The organism is Actinomadura terrae (assembly GCF_022751215.1).
Taxonomy (GTDB): Bacteria; Actinomycetota; Actinomycetes; order Streptosporangiales; family Streptosporangiaceae; genus Spirillospora; species Spirillospora terrae.
In genome coordinates, this window is sequence record NZ_JAICDG010000002.1 from 1,281,454 (window position 1) to 1,297,650 (window position 16,197).

At 70.1% G+C, this 16,197-nt stretch carries 18 protein-coding genes and 1 pseudogene; 9 read left to right on the top strand and 10 right to left on the bottom strand.

Annotation, left to right across the window (positions count from 1 at the left end; translation table 11 throughout):
- Window positions 1-102: 102 nt before the first annotated feature.
- Window positions 103-3,654, top strand: coding sequence for a DNA polymerase III subunit alpha (dnaE, locus tag K2F47_RS15800; protein WP_242903776.1), 3,552 nt, complete (start codon window positions 103-105; stop codon window positions 3,652-3,654).
- 15 nt (window positions 3,655-3,669) lie between these two features.
- On the opposite strand, the gene K2F47_RS15805 is transcribed toward dnaE, so the two are convergent.
- Entirely contained in the window at window positions 3,670-4,167 is a 498-nt protein-coding gene (locus tag K2F47_RS15805; protein WP_242903778.1) for a tautomerase family protein, read from the bottom strand.
- A gap of 93 nt (window positions 4,168-4,260) precedes the next feature.
- On the opposite strand from K2F47_RS15805, the gene K2F47_RS15810 reads away from it, so the two are divergent.
- Window positions 4,261-4,752 (top strand): winged helix-turn-helix transcriptional regulator, encoded by a 492-nt coding sequence (locus tag K2F47_RS15810; RefSeq protein ID WP_242903780.1) that lies wholly within the window; start codon window positions 4,261-4,263, stop codon window positions 4,750-4,752.
- A 14-nt stretch (window positions 4,753-4,766) separates the two neighbouring features.
- On the opposite strand, the gene K2F47_RS15815 is transcribed toward K2F47_RS15810, so the two are convergent.
- From K2F47_RS15815 to K2F47_RS15835, 5 genes are all read right to left on the bottom strand, one after another.
- Window positions 4,767-5,150: a DoxX family protein gene (locus tag K2F47_RS15815; protein ID WP_242903781.1), complete on the bottom strand. Its 384-nt coding sequence runs from the start codon at window positions 5,148-5,150 to the stop codon at window positions 4,767-4,769.
- Window positions 5,151-5,216: 66 nt separating this feature from the next.
- Entirely contained in the window at window positions 5,217-6,137 is a 921-nt protein-coding gene (locus K2F47_RS15820) for an RNA polymerase sigma-70 factor (RefSeq protein WP_242903783.1), read from the bottom strand.
- Window positions 6,138-6,143: 6 nt separating this feature from the next.
- Window positions 6,144-7,088, bottom strand: a complete 945-nt coding sequence (locus K2F47_RS15825) for an NAD-dependent epimerase/dehydratase family protein (protein ID WP_242903785.1) — start codon at window positions 7,086-7,088, stop codon at window positions 6,144-6,146.
- Window positions 7,089-7,299: 211 nt separating this feature from the next.
- On the bottom strand, window positions 7,300-7,569 hold the full coding sequence (locus K2F47_RS15830; RefSeq protein ID WP_242903787.1) for a DUF397 domain-containing protein: 270 nt from the start codon (window positions 7,567-7,569) through the stop codon (window positions 7,300-7,302).
- Window positions 7,566-8,396, bottom strand: coding sequence for a helix-turn-helix domain-containing protein (locus K2F47_RS15835; RefSeq protein WP_242903789.1), 831 nt, complete (start codon window positions 8,394-8,396; stop codon window positions 7,566-7,568). The genes K2F47_RS15830 and K2F47_RS15835 overlap by 4 nt, the downstream gene beginning before the upstream one ends.
- 122 nt (window positions 8,397-8,518) lie before the next feature.
- Between K2F47_RS15835 and K2F47_RS15840 the strand changes: the two genes are divergently transcribed.
- The 3 genes and pseudogenes from K2F47_RS15840 to K2F47_RS15850 all read left to right on the top strand — a co-directional run.
- Window positions 8,519-8,761, top strand: a complete 243-nt coding sequence (locus K2F47_RS15840; RefSeq protein WP_242903791.1) for a hypothetical protein — start codon at window positions 8,519-8,521, stop codon at window positions 8,759-8,761.
- A gap of 32 nt (window positions 8,762-8,793) precedes the next feature.
- Window positions 8,794-9,225, top strand: a complete 432-nt coding sequence (locus K2F47_RS15845; protein ID WP_242903793.1) for an ATP-binding protein — start codon at window positions 8,794-8,796, stop codon at window positions 9,223-9,225.
- Between the two features lie 102 nt (window positions 9,226-9,327).
- Window positions 9,328-9,528, top strand: a pseudogene (locus K2F47_RS15850) (BldC family transcriptional regulator); the annotation flags it as partial.
- A gap of 12 nt (window positions 9,529-9,540) precedes the next feature.
- Here the strand turns inward: K2F47_RS15850 and K2F47_RS15855 are convergent.
- Together K2F47_RS15855 and arsM are read right to left on the bottom strand one after the other, a co-directional pair.
- Window positions 9,541-9,897, bottom strand: coding sequence for an NUDIX domain-containing protein (locus tag K2F47_RS15855; RefSeq protein WP_242903795.1), 357 nt, complete (start codon window positions 9,895-9,897; stop codon window positions 9,541-9,543).
- Window positions 9,898-9,930: 33 nt separating this feature from the next.
- Window positions 9,931-10,740: an arsenite methyltransferase gene (gene arsM / locus K2F47_RS15860; protein WP_242903796.1), complete on the bottom strand. Its 810-nt coding sequence runs from the start codon at window positions 10,738-10,740 to the stop codon at window positions 9,931-9,933.
- A 112-nt stretch (window positions 10,741-10,852) separates the two neighbouring features.
- Here arsM and K2F47_RS15865 point away from each other — a divergent pair, with 112 nt between their 5' ends.
- From K2F47_RS15865 to K2F47_RS15875, 3 genes are read left to right on the top strand one after another with little or no spacing between them, the layout of a single operon-like run.
- A complete protein-coding gene (locus tag K2F47_RS15865) occupies window positions 10,853-11,248 on the top strand; it encodes an ArsR/SmtB family transcription factor (protein ID WP_242903798.1) in 396 nt (131 codons plus the stop codon).
- A complete protein-coding gene (arsB, locus tag K2F47_RS15870) occupies window positions 11,245-12,378 on the top strand; it encodes an ACR3 family arsenite efflux transporter (protein ID WP_372490853.1) in 1,134 nt (377 codons plus the stop codon). Before K2F47_RS15865 ends, arsB begins: the two co-directional genes overlap by 4 nt.
- A complete protein-coding gene (locus K2F47_RS15875; protein ID WP_242903800.1) occupies window positions 12,371-12,772 on the top strand; it encodes an arsenate reductase ArsC in 402 nt (133 codons plus the stop codon). Before arsB ends, K2F47_RS15875 begins: the two co-directional genes overlap by 8 nt.
- Window positions 12,773-12,828: 56 nt before the next feature.
- On the opposite strand, the gene K2F47_RS15880 is transcribed toward K2F47_RS15875, so the two are convergent.
- Window positions 12,829-13,755 carry a DUF4097 family beta strand repeat-containing protein gene (locus tag K2F47_RS15880; protein WP_242903802.1) on the bottom strand — a complete coding sequence of 309 codons (927 nt, stop codon included), beginning with the start codon at window positions 13,753-13,755 and terminating at the stop codon, window positions 12,829-12,831.
- Between the two features lie 118 nt (window positions 13,756-13,873).
- Complete coding sequence (locus K2F47_RS15885) at window positions 13,874-14,467, bottom strand: cob(I)yrinic acid a,c-diamide adenosyltransferase (RefSeq protein ID WP_242903804.1); 594 nt, start codon at window positions 14,465-14,467, stop codon at window positions 13,874-13,876.
- Between the two features lie 72 nt (window positions 14,468-14,539).
- Here K2F47_RS15885 and K2F47_RS41395 point away from each other — a divergent pair, with 72 nt between their 5' ends.
- Window positions 14,540-16,156 (top strand): GMC family oxidoreductase, encoded by a 1,617-nt coding sequence (locus K2F47_RS41395; RefSeq protein ID WP_242903805.1) that lies wholly within the window; start codon window positions 14,540-14,542, stop codon window positions 16,154-16,156.
- Window positions 16,157-16,197: the final 41 nt, after the last annotated feature.

Below are 16,197 nucleotides of genomic sequence, written 5' to 3' on the forward strand. Positions count from 1 at the left end.
AACCCCGGGTTGTGTTGACCGCCGTGTCGATTGTTGGACACCCCGCCCTGATCGGCGATGGGATGCGGCAGCCGACGGAAGGCTACAACCCCGGGGTGACAGATGGATTCGTTCGTACACCTGCACGTCCATACGGAGTACTCGATGCTGGACGGCGCGGCCAAGGTCGCCCCCCTCATGGACGAGGTCGCGCGACAGGGCATGCCCGCCGTCGCGATGAGCGACCACGGCAACGTGTACGGCGCGTACGAGTTCCACCGGACGGCCGTCGCCCGGGGGGTCAAGCCCGTGATCGGCATCGAGGCGTACGTGGCGCCCGCGTCCCGGCGGCACCGCGAGCCGGTGTTCTGGAGCGAGGACCGGGCGCTGCGCAGATCCGATGACACGACCGGCGCGGGCGGCGACGTCTCCGGGCGCGGCCTCTACACGCACATGACGATGTGGGCCGAGTCCGCCGAGGGGCTGCGGAACCTGTTCCGGCTCCAGTCGCGGGCGTGGCTGGAGGGCCGCGCCCAGAAGTACCCGCGGATGGACGACGAGCTGCTCGCCGAGCACGCGCGCGGGATCATCGCCACGACGGGCTGCCCGTCCGGGGAGGTCCAGACCCGGCTGCGGCTCGGCCAGTACGACGCGGCCGTCGCCGCCGCGTCCCGCTACCGCGACCTGTTCGGCGGCGGGAACTACTTCCTGGAGCTGATGGACCACGGCCTGCCGATCGAGCGCCGCGTCCGCGACGACCTGCTGCGCGTCGGCCGCGACCTCGCCCTGCCGCCGCTCGCCACCAACGACTCCCACTACGTCACGCAGGACCGCGCCGAGGCGCACGACGCGCTGCTGTGCATCGGCACCGGCAAGCAGCTCGCCGACACCGACCGGTTCCGCTTCGGCGGCAGCGGTTACCACCTGAAGACAGCGGGGGAGATGCGCGCGATGTGGGACGCGGAGGTCCCCGGCGCCTGCGACAACACGCTGCTGATCGCCGAGCGCGCCGGGGACTACGCGCCGGTGTTCGCGCACCGCGACCTGATGCCGAAGTTCCCCGTCCCGGACGGGGAGACCGAGGCGTCCTGGCTGCGCGCCGAGACCCTGCGCGGCGCCCGCCGCCGTTTCAAGGGCGATCCGCCGCGCGAGGTCCTGGACCGCATCGACTACGAGCTGTCGGTCATCGAGGGAATGGGCTTCCCCGGCTACTTCCTGGTCGTCGCCGACATCTGCCGCCACGCCCGCGCCGAGGGGATCGGGCTCGGCCCCGGACGCGGCTCGGCGACCGGCTCCATGGTCGCCTACTGCACCGGCATCACCGAACTGGACCCGATCGAGCACAAGCTGATCTTCGAACGGTTCCTCAACCCCGAGCGCGTCACGATGCCCGACATCGACCTGGACTTCGACGACCGCCGCCGCGACGAGATGATCGAGTACGTGACCCGCCGGTACGGCGGCGACCGCGTCTGCCAGATCGTCACGTTCAGCACGATCAAGGCGAAGGCCGCCGTCAAGGACGCGGGCCGCGTGCTCGGCTACCCCTACGCGCTCGGCGACCGGATCACCAAGGCGTTCCCGGCGGCGGCGGGCGGGCAGGAGATCCCGCTCGCCGCCGTCCACGACCCCGCGCATCCCCGCTACGCGGAGGCGTCCGAGCTGCGCCGGATGTACGCGGACGAACCCGACGTCAAGCGCGTGATCGATACCGCGCTCGGTGTCGAGGGCCTGACCCGCGGCACCGGCGTCCACGCGGCGGGCGTGATCCTCTCGTCCGACCCGCTGATCGACGTGCTCCCGCTCGCCCGCCCGAAGGCCGACGGCCCGGTCGTCACCGGTTTCCCGTTCACCCAGGCCGAGGACATGGGCCTGCTCAAGATGGACTTCCTCGGCCTGCGCAACCTCACGGTCATCAACGACGCCGTCGCAGGTGTGAAGGCCAACAAGGGCGTGGAGATCGACATCCTGAACGTCCCGCTGGACGACCCCACGACCTACGAACTGCTAGCACGCGGCGACACACTCGGCGTCTTCCAACTGGACGGCGGCGGCATGCGGACACTCCTCAAACTGATGCGCCCGACCGAGTTCACCGACATCGCCGCCGTTTCCGCGCTGTACCGGCCGGGCCCGATGGAGATGAACGCCCACACCAACTACGCGCTCCGCAAGACCAGGCGGCAGAAGGTCGAGCCCATCCACCCCGAACTGGGCGACGCGCTGGAACCGATCCTCGGCGACACCTACCACCTGGTCGTCTTCCAGGAACAGGTCATGGCGATAGCCCAGCAACTCGCAGGCTATTCGCTCGGCGCCGCCGACCTGCTGCGCCGCGCGATGGGCAAGAAGAAGAAGGAAGTCCTGGACGCCGAATGGGACCGGTTCCGCGCGGGCATGCGCGAGCGCGGCCACTCCGACGAGGCCATTCGCGCGGTGTGGGACGTCCTGGTGCCGTTCAGCGGCTACGGCTTCAACAAGTCCCACACCGCCGGATATGGGCTGGTCTCCTACTGGACGGCCTACCTGAAGGCCAACCACCCCGCCGAATACCTGGCCGCGCTGCTGACGTCGGTAGGCGACGACAAGGACAAGATGGCCGTCTACCTCTCCGACTGCCGCCGCCTGGGCATCCGCGTCCTGCCGCCGGACGTGAACCAGAGCGCGCTCGACTTCACCGCCGTCGGCGACGACATCCGCTTCGGCCTGGGCGCCGTCCGCAACGTCGGCGCGGGGGTAGTCGAGGGAATCGTCGGCGCCCGCGAGCGAAGCGGCGCGTTCACCGCCTTCGCCGACTTCCTCGACCGCGTCCCGGCCCCCGTCTGCAACAAACGCGTGATCGAGTCACTGGCGAAGGCAGGCGCGTTCGACGGCCTGGGCCACCATCGCCGGGGGATCGTCGCCGTCCACGAACAGGCGGTGGACGCGGCCATCGACGTCAAACGCCACGAGGCCCACGGCCAGGACGCCCTGTTCGGCGGCTCGGCCGAGCCCACCGAAGGAATCGGAATCACCGTCCCGGAAGGCGAATGGGACCGCGCCACCCTGCTCACCCACGAACGGGAAATGCTCGGCCTCTACGTCTCAGGCCACCCCCTGGACGGCGCGGAACGCGCCTTGGAGGCCCACCGCGACGTCGCCCTGGCCGAACTACTGGCCTCCGGTCGAACCGACGGCCCGGTGAAGGTGAGCGGCATCATCGCGGGTCTCCAACGCAAGGTCACCAAGCGCGGCGACACCTGGGCGATCGTCACTCTCGAAGACCACGACGCCTCGGTGGAATGCCTGGTCTTCCCCAAAAGCCACCTGCTGTTCGGCGCCCTCCTGGCCGAGGACCGGGTCGTCTCACTCCGAGGCCGCGTGAACGTCCGCGACGAAACCCTGAGCATCCACGTGGACGACGTCACCGTCCTGGACCTGGAAGCCCCCGGCGCCGGAGACGCCCCGCCCGTAGTGATCGCGGTAGCCGAGGCGAAAGTGACGCTCACCCTCGTCCGCGACCTGCGCCAGCTACTAACCGCGCACCCCGGCGAAACCCCCGTCCACCTGCGGATGCGTCGCCCACGCGGCGCCGGAGACGTCCTCTTCGACCTGCCGAGCTTCAGCGTCACGCCGACCCCGGCCTTCTACGGAGACGTGAAATCCCTCCTAGGAGCAGGCTGCGTCACGCACTAACCACCGCAAGCACCATCAGGGGAGGCGGGCGTGTTCGGCTCGGGTGGCGGCGATCCGCTCACGCGCGAGGGTGCGGGCCCGCTCGGTGTCGTCGCCGGTGAGTCGGGTGAGGATCGTTGCGAGCGGCGTGATCTGCCCCCGGCCGCCCCAGTGACCCTCGGGGATCTCGGTGGGGAACACCCAGATCCGGCCGGCGTCACGCGGCCAGGCGCCGTTCTCCGCGTCGAGGATCGCCTCGGTGACCTCGGCGATGACGCTCGCACGCCTGCGCTCGTCGAGCTGGCCCTCGGGGACGGACGGGACGACCTTGTAGCGAGGTGCGTCCGCGGGTTCTCCGCCGACGTAGACGCCGGCCGGTCGGTGCAGCCAGAGCCAGGAGACGGAACGGGTCACCGGGTCGGCGGGGTCGAATCCCTCGTTGCGGACGAGGATCTCGGTGATGCGGTTCAGCAGCGCCGCCTCGGCGTCCGGCTGAAGCGCGCCGTCGGGTATGTACACGTCGAGCATGGGCATGGTCGATCTCCTCAGTGAGTTTAGTTTTTCAACTCAGGCCGGAGCCTACGAGGCTAAGTACAACTTGTAAACCCAGATGGGTACACTCGTCCCATGGAGACGCGGCGAATCGACCCGGTGAACTGCTCGGTGGCGCGCGCCCTCTCGGTGGTGGGGGAGCGCTGGTCGCTGCTGATCGTTCGTGAAGCGCTGGACGGCGCGCGCCGGTTCGGAGAGTTCCACTCCCGCCTCGGGATCGCCAGAAATCTCCTGGCGACTCGGCTCGAGACCCTGGTGACTGCGGGAGTGATGCGCCGCGTGCCCTACCAGGAGCCCGGGGATCGGCAGCGCTTCGCCTACGAGCTCACCGAGCAGGGCCGGGCGTTGCGTCCCACGCTCGTGGCGCTCCTGGAGTGGGGCGACGCCTACCTCGCCGACCCGCAGGGCCCCTCGGTCATCGTCCGGCACCGGCCCGTCGACGATGCGGGCTCCTGCGGCGAGCCGGTCAAGATCGTCCTCGAGTGCGCCGCGGGGCACAGCCACCTCGCCCCGGGCGACGTCTGCCGCACGCCCGGACCGGGCGCGCGCTTCGTGGAAACCTCCTGAGATCTGGCGAATGGTCAGCCGGTGAAGGACTCGGGACCGAAGCGGCCCCAGGCGATGAACGCCGCGAGCGCGAGGTAGACCAGGGTCAGTGCCGCGAACCGGAACTCGCCGCGGCGACTGTGAAAGGTCACCGCGCCGACCATCAGCAGGACCCAGCACAGGGCGGTCACCGGCACCAGAACCGGTGCGACATCGACCACGGCCGGCAGGATCAGGCCGAAGGCGGCCAGGATCTCCAGGGCGCCGAGGCCCTTGACGAGGCCGGATCCGACGTCCTGGACCCAATCCCCGCCGGGGGACGCGGCCAGCTTCTCCGGTGGCGTGGCCGCCTTGATGATGCCGCTGGCCAGGGCCACCACGGCCAGCAGTCCGGCGCAGATCCACAGTGCGAGGTTCATGAGGGATGTCTCCAATGGCGAGCTTGAGTGCGACCGGTTGCGCATGGCCCGGTCGGGCCGGGTGGTTCAGTCGTTCTGGGCGGGCTTGGCGTTGACCAGGTCGCCGAGGTTGCCGACCCGGTCGAAGTGCCGCAGCTTGTCGGGGTTGACGACGGAGTGGATCGTCTGGACGTGGCCGTCGGCGATGTCCAGCCCGATCACCGCGACCAGCAGGTCGCGCGCGTCGAACACCAGGGCGCCCGGCTGGCCGTTGACCTTGGCGGGGTGGAAGCGCACGCCGCCGGCCCGCGCGAGCACGCGCGCCATCGCCGCCAGGACGCGGGCGACCTGCTGCCGCCCGTTGAGCGGCCGCCCGAGCGCGGGCACTTTGCCTCCGCCGTCCCCGTGCATCGCCACATCCTGCGCCAGCAGCTCTTCGAGCGCGGACAGGTCGCCCTCCTGGACGGCGGCGAAGAAGCGTCCGGCCAGTTGTTGTTGCTGCTGCCGGGTGGCGTGGTAGCGCGGACGGCGCTGCCGGAGGTGCTTGCGGGCCCGCGCGACCAGGTGCCGCGTGGTGTCCACGTCCGTGCCGATGATCTCGGCGACCTCCGGATACGGGTACTGGAACACCTCGCGCAGCAGGAACGCGGCCCGCTGCTGCGGCGTCAGCGTCTCCAGCAGCACCAGGACGGCCAGCGACAGCGAGTCGGCGGCCTCGGCATGCTCGCCCGGGGACGGATCGCCTGCCAGCGGCTCCGGTAGCCACTCGCCGACATACGCCTCCCGCCGCACCCGCGCCGAGCGCAACTGGTCGATGGCCAGCCGCGTGACCAGGGTGGCGACGTAGGCCCGCGGCGAGGCGATCGCTTCGCCTCCCCGCTGGGTCTGGTGCATCCTCAGGAACGCCTCCTGCACCACGTCCTCGGCTTCGCTGACGCTGCCGAGCATCTGGTAGGCGATGGCGAAGGCGCGCGGCCGCAGTTCGTCGTACAGCTGCGAGGTGGACATGCCGCCTCAGCTCAATCCGTCGGTGAAACCGGTGCGCCAGCTCGGGTACCGCGGCTCCCAGCCCAGCTCGCGCTTGGTCTTCTCGGTGGAGATTCCCCGGGCGCGCGTCATCATGTCCACCGCGCCCGCCCCTGCCAGCGGCCGGACCAGCCAGCCCGGGACGCGCCTCGGCGGTTTGGCGCCGAGCGTCCGGGCGAGGTAGGGCACCCAGTCGCGCAGCGCTGCCGGGTCGTCGTCGGCGACATGGTAGATCCCGGGCCTGCCGCGCTCGATGGCCGCGACCGTGGCGGAGGCGGCGTCGGCGATGTGCACCAGCGACCACACTCCGCCGCCGCCACCGACGATCGGGAACTTCCGCTTGCGGAGCTCCCGGGTCATGAACGCGTCCGGCGCCGCGCTGACGCCGGTGCCGGGTCCATAGAAGGCACCGTAGCGAAGCACGATGCCATCGGCCCAGGTGATGCCGGTCACCGCGGCCTCCAGATGGAGCAGCGCGGCCACCGCCGGTGCGGCGTCCGCGGGCGGATTCGGCTCGATCCGGCCGCTCTCGTCGACGACCGGCCCGCCGGTGCGTTCCATCCACAGGGCGTTGCTCTGCGCCACGAACGTCCGGACCCCGACCGCGCGCGCCGCGGACAGCAGGTGGTCGGTGCCCTCGGTGCGCAGCCGGTTGGTCGCGGCCGCCATCCGTTTCACGTTCCGCATGCTCATCTCGCCGCTGAGCGCGGTGAGTTGATGGACGATCACCTCGGGCTCGGCCTTGGCCACCATGTCGGCCACCGCGTCGGGGTCGAGCGCGTCGACCACGACCGGCTCGGCGCCCAACGCACGCAGCCTTTCGGACTTGCCCGGCGAGCGGGTCGTCCCGACGACCTCGTGCCCGCCCTCGACCAGTTGGGTGACGAGCTGACTTCCGATCGCGCCGGACGCTCCAGCGATAAGGACTCTCATGACGTCTCCGTTCGTCGCTCACCAACAAAGACGAAACGCCCCCACCCCCCATGAACAGCAGTAACCCAGATCACACGACCCAACACCGGGCAGCAAGAAGCCCCTCGACCCGTGCTCGATCGAGGGGCTTGCTCGTGTGTTGGCTAGAGGTCGAGTTCCCCGGCCTTGATCTGGCTGAGGAGATCCCGCCAGCGCCTCGGGTTCGGGGGAGTCAGGCGAGGTCGTGTTCGCTTGCCTTGATCTGGCGGGTGAGCGTGCGCCACGAGGCGGCGCTGAGGAGCAGTTTCGGTCCGTCTGGATCTGTGGAATCGCGCACGCCGATCGCCGGAGCGAAGTTGGCGACCTCTACGCAGGTCTCCGCTTCTGTAGCGCTATGGGTCGACTTTCGCCACTCGGAACTGGGAGCGAGGTCGGCGACCTCGACGCAGGTCACTTCCTCTGTGCCGCTATGGGTTGACTTCCGCCACACGGGACCGTTCATGTGAACGCCTCCATCACCTTGCGGACAAGGTCCAACGACGGACCTTCCATGAGCGCCTTCGCGCTGATGTGCTCGTACCTTACGTCATACGACCTGACCTCTGAAGGGGAGGAGACCAGGCGTCCAGCCCCCGGTGACGCGGTAAAGGCGACCTCGCCGAAGTCGCCGCCGGTGAGCAGCTGGAACGATCCGCCGAGTCCTGCGTGAGCTCCTACATCCCAGGAGCGGGGTACCACTCTGATCAGGGCGTTCGGCCATTCCGCGACTTCAAGCACTCGCGCGAGCTGAGCGCGCATGATCTCGGGATTCCCCACGGGCCACTCAATCGCGTTCTGGGAGATGATCACCATCAGGTGCGGCGGCGGGTTCCGCGTGAGAACGTTCTGGCGCTGTAGTCGTTCCATGAGCACCATCTCGAGGTCGGGCTCGATACCTGCCTGAAGTAGCGCCCGCGCATAGTCCTCCGTCTGGAACAGCGCAGGGATGACGTTCCCTTCGTAGATCTTCGCCGTCTCCGCGCGCTGCTCAAGCTCCATGTACTGCGCGAACCACTGCGGATCGTGCCCGATGCTGGCATACCAGACGAGCAGCCCGAAAATGCCGCATGTGCCCCACGCCTTGTCGAGGGCCCGGGCCTGTTTCCAGTCGAGCCTGTCCTTGCCGATCTCTATCCGGGACACCTTGGCCTTGCTGATGCTGAGAATCTGGCCGACGGCTTCCCCTGACAAGCCCTTCTGAAGTCGAAGAGACCGCAGGTACCAGGCGATGAGGTCCCACATGTTGTTCTTCGGCTGGGGCAGCTCTTCCGGCGTGCGCTTCCGGGCCATTGGTGATCTCCATGTCTCTTCTTGTCACTGATAGAGATCGGACACGGACAAAGTACTTCGGCCGGGCCATGCTCGCCAGTGAAAGGCAAAAAGTCGTGGCATCGGATGGCAGGTGACATCTAATGGACTCAGGCGCACACAAACATCCCGAAGATCAGGCCCTTGCCCGACTTCGCACGGATTTCACCGGACACCGGATATTCCGGGCGGTTCGGTCGAACGGATCGCTGGGTGAATGGGTGGCGAGCCTGCACGACCCGCGCGCGGGCGTGGACGCGACGGTGATGTGTCCGACGGCCGAAGAACTGCGTAGGGCGCTGGACGAGGAAGCCGAGCGCGCCAAGAAGCGCGCGCGGTTCCAGTGACCGCGATTCTGCACGCCATGCGAGGCGTGCCCATGGCAGCTGTCCGCCACAAAGTCGCCAGTACGCCGAGCGTGCTCCCCGACGTCCGGTGCCTGGTGAGGGCGGCGGCCGACACCTTCAACCTCGGCCTGGACACGACAGAGTACGCGGTGCTCGTGGCCGTCGAACTCGTCACCAACGCGATCCGCGCGACCGACAAGCCGATCACACTACGAATGTTCGTCGGACGGAACGGATTCCACATCGAGGTCCACGACCACTCCGAGGCCGAACCCAAGAAGTGCGTACCCGACCTGACGATGCCCACCGAACCGGTCCCCGACGACGCGCCCGACCCGCACGGCTGGGGCCTGCGCATCGTGGAGGAACTCTCCCGGGACCACGGCGTCAGAAATGAGCGCGGCGGCAAGACGACCTGGGCGGTGCTGCGCATCACCTCCGTCCGACGCCACGCCCTTCCTTGAGTTCCTCCGGGCACACGGCGTCCGTAATCGCGGCTGGGGAGTTCGCGTGACGGGGCCCACGCCGTGTGCCCGGAGGCCCCCTTCAACCGGAGACCCCCAGACATGCCACAGAACACCCCCCACATCGACGCGCTGCTCACGCCCGGCGAGGTCGCCACGATGTTCCGCGTGGACGCCAAGACCGTCAGCCGATGGGCCAAACTCGGCAAGATCCCCTTCGTCTGGACCCTGGGCGGCCACCGCCGCTACCCCGAAAAGGCCGTCCGAGAACTACTCGCGCGAAACATGACCCAGCGAAAGGACGACACCGCCGCGTCACAGACCGATGTTGCCCTTGAGGCCCATGTAGGACCCGACGCCGGGAAAGCCGGCCCGGACCAGCTCTCCGAACCCCAGCCCCACCAGCTCTGAGACCTCCACGAACTTCACCCCGCGAATCTGCCGACTATCGGCCCCGCCCACATCCTCCCCGAGCATGCCCCCGACCCGTCGAGCCTCAAAGGTGATGTGTAAGACGTGCACACCACCCTCAGGCAGGTGATCACAGGCATACAGCAGCCGCCCAACGGCGACATCGACGCCGGTCTCCTCGCGCATCTCCCGAACCAGGGCATCGGCGAGGGCCTCACCCTCTTCCCCGCCCCGGCGACCGGCGCCCAGTTCAACGTGCAAGGAGCCCGCCATCGACCCGTCGCCTGGCGTGGCTCAGCGGGTGGTGGCCTTGATGATGGCCGAGTGCATGCCGTCGGCGACCCGGTGGGTGGCGGTGATCTCGATGCCGGTGAATCCGGCGGCGTGCAGGCTGTCGCGGTACTCGGTGAAGGACAGGGCGCCGGCGATGCAGCCGACGTGGTCGCCGCGTTCGGCGCGCTGGCCGGGGGTGAGGTCGTCGTCGGCGACGACGTCGGTGATGCCCAGGCGGCCGCCGGGTACCAGGACGCGGCGCATCTCGGCGAACACCGCGGGCTTGTCGACCGACAGGTTGATGACGCAGTTGGAGATGATGACGTCGATGGTCGCGGCGGGGAGCGGGATGGCCTCGATGGTGCCCTTGAGGAACTCGACGTTGGTCGCGCCCGCCTTGGCGGCGTTGGCCAGCGCCAGCGCCAGCATCTCCTCGGTCATGTCCAGGCCGTAGGCCCTGCCGGTGGGGCCGACGCGGCGGGCCGACAGCAGCACGTCGATGCCGCCGCCCGAGCCCAGGTCCAGCACCCGCTCGCCCTCGCGAAGTTCGGCGACGGCGGTCGGGTTGCCGCATCCCAGCGAAGCCGCGACCGCCTCCAGGGGCAGGGCGCCGCGCTGGTCGGCGGTGTACAGCTCGGCGCCGAAGCCCTCCTCGACGGTGACGCCCGCCGCGGCCAGGCCGTCGGTGAGGCCGTCGGCGGGGCCGCAGCACGACCCGCTGCCCGGCCCGCAGGGCGCCCCGGAGGTGGATCCGGTCTGGGTGACCTGGACGGCGGCGGCCGCGTACCGCTCGCGGACGGTCTCGCGCAGATCGGTGGACTGCTCGGTCATGATCAGCTCCTGGTCCTGGTTCCGGAGTGCGGACGCACGGCCCGGAACGGCCTGTATCGACGTTCGTTGATGCAACATTGCCTTCTGAATCGAGAACCGTCAATATAGAAGCATGCCGAATCAAGAACCGGATTCCGTCGTCACGGACGCCGAGTGCTGCCCGGGGCTGCTGTCGGCGCCGCTGCCCGCCGACCAGGCCGAGGAGTTGGCCCGGGTGTTCAAGGCGCTGGGCGACCCGGTCCGGTTGCGGCTGCTGTCGCTGATCGCCTCACGGGCGGGCGGCGAGGTCTGCGTCTGTGAACTCACCCCGGCCTTCGAGCTGGCGCAGCCGACGATCTCCCATCATCTGAAGCTGCTGCGCCAGGCCGGGCTGATCGACTGCGAGCGCCGGGGTACCTGGGTGTACTACTGGCTGCTGCCCGAGACGACCGACAAGCTCGCCGCCGTCCTCACCCGCCCCGCCGGTGCCGGCGACCGGGTGCCCGAGCCGTCCGGGGCCGCCCGGTGAGCACGGACACGCGCCCGGGCGCGCGTGAGAGCACGGACGCGGGTGCGGGCGGGCCGGTCACCGTCCGCCTGCCGTTGCTGGACCGGTTGCTGCCGGTGTGGATCACCGCCGCGATGGCGGTCGGCCTCGGACTCGGACGCGCCATCCCCGGCCTGGACGGGACGCTGGCCAAAGTCGAGATCGGCGGCATCTCACTGCCCATCGCGCTCGGCCTGCTGATCATGATGTATCCGGTGCTGGCCAAGGTCCGCTACGACCGGCTCGACACCGTCACCGGCGACCGCCGCCTGATGCTCTCCTCGCTGGCGCTGAACTGGATCATCGGACCGGCGGTGATGTTCGCGCTGGCCTGGACCTTCCTGCCCGACCTGCCCGCCTACCGCACCGGTCTCATCATCGTCGGGCTTGCCCGCTGTATCGCGATGGTCATCATCTGGAACGACCTGGCCCGCGGCGACCGCGAAGCCGCCGCCGTCCTGGTCGCGCTGAACTCGGTGTTCCAGGTCCTGGCGTTCGGTGTCCTCGGCTGGTTCTACCTCAAGGCGCTGCCCGGCCGGCTCGGCCTGGACACCGACGACGCGCACTTCTCCACCGGCAAGATCGTGGTGAACGTGCTGGTGTTCCTCGGCGTCCCGCTGCTGGCCGGCTACCTCACCCGCCGCCTGGGCGAGAGGGCCCGCGGCCGCGACTGGTACGAGACGCGGTTCCTGCCGCGCATCGGACCCACAGCGCTGTACGGGCTGCTGTTCACCATCGTCATCCTGTTCGCCCTCCAGGGCGACACGATCACCTCCCAGCCCGCCGACGTCGCCCGCATCGCGATCCCGCTGCTGGCCTACTTCGCGCTGATGTGGGGCGGCGCGTTCGCCCTGGGACGCGCCGTCCGCCTGCCCTACCCGCGCACCGCGACCCTGGCCTTCACCGCCGCCGGCAACAACTTCGAACTGGCCATCGCCGTCGCGATCGGCACCTTCGGCGTCGCCTCCGGCCAAGCCCTGTCCGGCGTCGTCGGCCCGCTGATCGAGGTCCCCGTGCTGGTCGGGCTCGTCTACGTCTCGCTCTGGCTGCGCCGCGGCTTCACCGCCGCACCCGACCAGCCCACCTCCCGCGACGGAGCCCGTGATGCCTGACAAGCCCAGCGTCCTGTTCGTCTGCGTCCACAACGCCGGACGCTCCCAGATGGCCGCCGCCTACCTCACCCACCTGGCCGGCGACCGCATCGCAGTCCGCTCCGCCGGATCGGCGCCCGCCGACCAGGTCAACCCCGCCGTCGTCGCGGCCATGGCCGAAGAGGGCATCGACATCTCCGCCGAGATCCCCAAAGTCCTCACCGCCGACGCCGTCCGGGCCTCCGACGTCGTCATCACCATGGGCTGCGGCGACACCTGCCCCGTCTTCCCCGGCAAGCGCTACCTCGACTGGACCCTCGACGACCCCGCCGGCCAAGGTATCGACGCCGTCCGCCCCATCCGCGACCAGATCCGCGCCCGCATCGAGAAGCTAGCCGCCGAACTCACCCCCTGACCACCAAAACACCCTGCCGAGAACTGCGCACAACTGACTCCGCGCCGGCCGGGGAGTCAGGACGGGGTGATGGTGATGTCGCCGTCGTTGGTTCTGGCTTTGAGGTGGCGTTCGGCGGTGGAGTCCTGGTGGATGGCCGGGGCGATCTTCTTGGAGCCGGTGTGGGTGCCGGCGTCGATCGCGTAGGCGGGGCCGCTGGGGAGGCGGAGGTTGACGTCGCCGGTGTTCGTGGTGGCCTGGACGGTGGTCGGTGGGGTCACGAGGCTCAGCGTGATCGTGCCGTCGTTGGTGCGGGCGACGACCCGGTCGGCGGTCAGGGAGTCGGCGTCGATGCGGCCGGTGCCCGTGCGGAGTTCGGTGAGCGTCGCGCGGCCGGACAGGCGGATGCGGCCGTCGTTGGAGCGGGCGCTGAGCCGGTCGGTGGTGAGGCCGGTCGCGGTGATCGAGCCGGTGCCGGTGCGCAGGTCGGCGGTCGTGGCGCGGCCCGACACGCGGAGGGGGCCGTCGCGGACGTCCAGGGCGAGTGAGGTGGCGCGCAGGTCGGTCGCGGTGATGCCGCCGGTGCCGGACTTCAGCCGCACCGCGCCCGCGAGGCCGGAGACCGTGATCGAGCCGTCGCTGTTCTCGACGTCCACCGCCATGGAGCGCGGCACCTCGACGCGGTAGGAGATCGAGCAGGCGTTCATGCCGATGACCTGCCGGGCGCACTTGGACGACAGCGAGAGCGTCCGGCCCTCGGTGACGTGCTGCGCCTGCGGCTTGTTGTTCTTGTTGGACCAGCGGAGCTTCTCGTGCACCTTGATCCCGGACGCGTCGGACGCGACGATCTCCACCTTCCCGTCACCGGACCGCACCTTCAGCCGGTCGATTCCGGCGGGCCCGTCGTAGGTGCGGGTCTCCTCGTGCCGGCCGAAGTCCAGCCCGCATCCGGTCACCGTGGCCGCCAGGACGGCCAGCACCGCCACACCGCTCAGGGTCCTCACGTCGCCTCTCCTGTCGTCTGTTCCCCCGTACGGCAACCAGGATCCTCCGGCGGAAGGCGCCTCACCAGGAGGAGGACCGGCCTGTCGGGGGTGGGGTTAGCCCCACCCCCCGGCCCTCTCAGCGCTCGCCGCCGGGCTTCCACAGGACGTCGCCGTGCCCGGCGTTCGCGACCCGGCACAGGATGAACAGCAGGTCGGACAGCCGGTTGAGGTACCGGGCGGTCAGCGGGTTGACGCCGTCGCCGTGCGCCTCGATCGCCGCCCAGGCCGACCGCTCGGCGCGCCGCGTCACCGTGCGGGCGACGTGCAGGAGCGCGGCGCCGGGCGTCCCGCCGGGGAGGATGAAGCTGCGCAGCGCCGGGAGGTCCGCGTTGTGCTCGTCGCAGTCGGATTCCAGCCGCTCGATGTAGGACGGGTCGATCCGCAGCGGCGGGTACTCCGGGTCGGGCACGACCGGCGCGCACAGGTCGGCGCCCACGTCGAAGAGGTCGTTCTGGACGCGGGTCAGCAGCGCCGCCAGCGGTTCGGGCAGCGAGCCGAGGGCCAGCGCGACCCCGATCGCGGCGTTGGCCTCCTCCACGTCGGCGTAGGCCGCGAGGCGCGGATCGGTCTTCGGGGTACGGGACGCGTCGCCGAGCGCGGTGGTGCCGTCGTCGCCGGTCCGCGTGTAGATCCGGGAGAGGACGACGGGATTGTCCCTGTTCTTCGCCATGGCCGCACCTTAGCCGCGGCCTGGCCCGAAACGACGTTCGGTAGTGTTTGCGGCGAACCCCCGGAGGTCGCCGTGTACGACTACGTCATCGTGGGAGCCGGCAGCGCGGGCTGCGTCCTCGCCGCCCGGCTGACCGAGGATCCGTCGCTGCGGGTCCTGCTGCTGGAGGCGGGGCCTCCCGACGACGCGCCCGAGATCCATATCCCGCTGGCCGTGGCCACGATGATCAAGGGCCCCTACGACTGGGACTACGCCACGGTCCCGCAGGTCCACGCCGCCGGACGCAGCGTCTACTGGCCCCGGGGCCGGACGCTCGGCGGCAGCTCGTCCACCAACGCGATGATCTACATTCGCGGGGCCCGGCACGACTACGACACCTGGCGCGACGCCTACGGCTGCGACGGCTGGGGCTATGAGGACCTGCTGCCCTACTTCGTCCGCGCCGAGGACCAGCAGCGCGGCGCGATCCCCTACCACGGGGTGGGCGGGCCGCTGCGCGTGGAGGATCTGCGCTACAAGCATCCGCTCACGCAGGCGTGGGTGCGGTCGGCGAAGGAGTTCGGCCTGCCGGGCAACGCCGACTTCAACGGCGCCGAGCAGGACGGCGTGGGCTTCTACCAGGTCACCCACAAGCGCGGGAAGCGCTGGTCGGCCGCCGCCGGGTACCTGCATCCGATCGCGAACCGGCCGAACCTGACCGTGGTGACCGACGCGCTCGTGACCCGCGTCCTGATCGAGGGCGGCCGGGCGACCGGCGTCCGGTACGAGGTGCGGGGCGAGACCGTCGAGGCCCGTGCGGAGGCCGAGGTCGTCCTGTCGGGCGGGGCGGTGAACAGCCCGCAGTTGCTCATGCTGTCGGGCATCGGGCCCGCCGACCATCTGCGTTCGCACGGCATCGACGTGCTGGTGGACTCCCCGGTCGGGCAGGGGCTCCAGGACCACCCCTACGTGAACGTCATGTTCGCCACGCCCCGCACCAAGCCCCTCTGGGAGCTGGCCAACGCCCGCGCGCTCGCGCTGTACCAGTCGCTCGCGCGGGGCCCGTACGCGTCCAATGTCGCGGAATCGGGCGGATTCGTCCGGACGAGCGAGGACCTGCCCGCGCCCGACCTCCAGTACCACGTGCTGCCGACGCCGTTCATCGACCAGGGCCTGGTCGAGTCGTCGCAGCGGCTGCTGTCGATCCTCGTGGCGGCGGTCGCGGTCGCCAGCCGGGGCGCGCTGACGCTGCGCTCCGCGAGCCCCCACGCCAAGCCGCTGATCGACCCCGCCTACCTCTCCGACCCGGCCGACTTGGACGTCCTGGTCGCCGGGGTCCGGCAGACCCGGCAGATCGCCGCCACCGGCCCGCTCGCGTCGCTGGTCGGCGGCGAGTGGTCGCCCGGCGAGCAGGCGGGCGACGACGCGGCGCTCGCCGAGTTCGTCCGCCGCGACTGCGCGACGCTGTTCCATCCCACCAGCACCTGCGCGATGGGCTCGGGCGACGCCGTCTGCGACACCGAACTGCGCGTGCGGGGCGTCGAGGGGCTGCGGGTCGTGGACGCCTCGGTCATGCCGTCGGTCCCGCGCGGGAACACCAACGCGCCGACGATCGCCATCGCCGAGCGCGCCGCCGACCTGATCCGCGGGAACGCACCGCTGGCCCCCGCGAACGCAGCCGCGCCGCTCACCGTCCCCGCCGGGAAATGAAAAACGCCCCCGTCTCGCGACGGGGGCGTTGTCGGGTGGGA

Excerpts from the sequence above, each read along its gene's own strand:
- dnaE (WP_242903776.1), top strand. The coding sequence starts at position 103 with ATGGATTCGTTCGTACACCTGCACGTCCATACGGAGTACTCGATGCTG.
- K2F47_RS15805 (WP_242903778.1), bottom strand. The coding sequence starts at position 4,167 with ATGCCCATGCTCGACGTGTACATACCCGACGGCGCGCTTCAGCCGGAC.
- K2F47_RS15810 (WP_242903780.1), top strand. The coding sequence starts at position 4,261 with ATGGAGACGCGGCGAATCGACCCGGTGAACTGCTCGGTGGCGCGCGCC.
- K2F47_RS15815 (WP_242903781.1), bottom strand. The coding sequence starts at position 5,150 with ATGAACCTCGCACTGTGGATCTGCGCCGGACTGCTGGCCGTGGTGGCC.
- K2F47_RS15820 (WP_242903783.1), bottom strand. The coding sequence starts at position 6,137 with ATGTCCACCTCGCAGCTGTACGACGAACTGCGGCCGCGCGCCTTCGCC.
- K2F47_RS15825 (WP_242903785.1), bottom strand. The coding sequence starts at position 7,088 with ATGAGAGTCCTTATCGCTGGAGCGTCCGGCGCGATCGGAAGTCAGCTC.
- K2F47_RS15830 (WP_242903787.1), bottom strand. The coding sequence starts at position 7,569 with ATGAACGGTCCCGTGTGGCGGAAGTCAACCCATAGCGGCACAGAGGAA.
- K2F47_RS15835 (WP_242903789.1), bottom strand. The coding sequence starts at position 8,396 with ATGGCCCGGAAGCGCACGCCGGAAGAGCTGCCCCAGCCGAAGAACAAC.
- K2F47_RS15840 (WP_242903791.1), top strand. The coding sequence starts at position 8,519 with ATGGACTCAGGCGCACACAAACATCCCGAAGATCAGGCCCTTGCCCGA.
- K2F47_RS15845 (WP_242903793.1), top strand. The coding sequence starts at position 8,794 with ATGGCAGCTGTCCGCCACAAAGTCGCCAGTACGCCGAGCGTGCTCCCC.
- arsM (WP_242903796.1), bottom strand. The coding sequence starts at position 10,740 with ATGACCGAGCAGTCCACCGATCTGCGCGAGACCGTCCGCGAGCGGTAC.
- K2F47_RS15865 (WP_242903798.1), top strand. The coding sequence starts at position 10,853 with ATGCCGAATCAAGAACCGGATTCCGTCGTCACGGACGCCGAGTGCTGC.
- K2F47_RS15875 (WP_242903800.1), top strand. The coding sequence starts at position 12,371 with ATGCCTGACAAGCCCAGCGTCCTGTTCGTCTGCGTCCACAACGCCGGA.
- K2F47_RS15885 (WP_242903804.1), bottom strand. The coding sequence starts at position 14,467 with ATGGCGAAGAACAGGGACAATCCCGTCGTCCTCTCCCGGATCTACACG.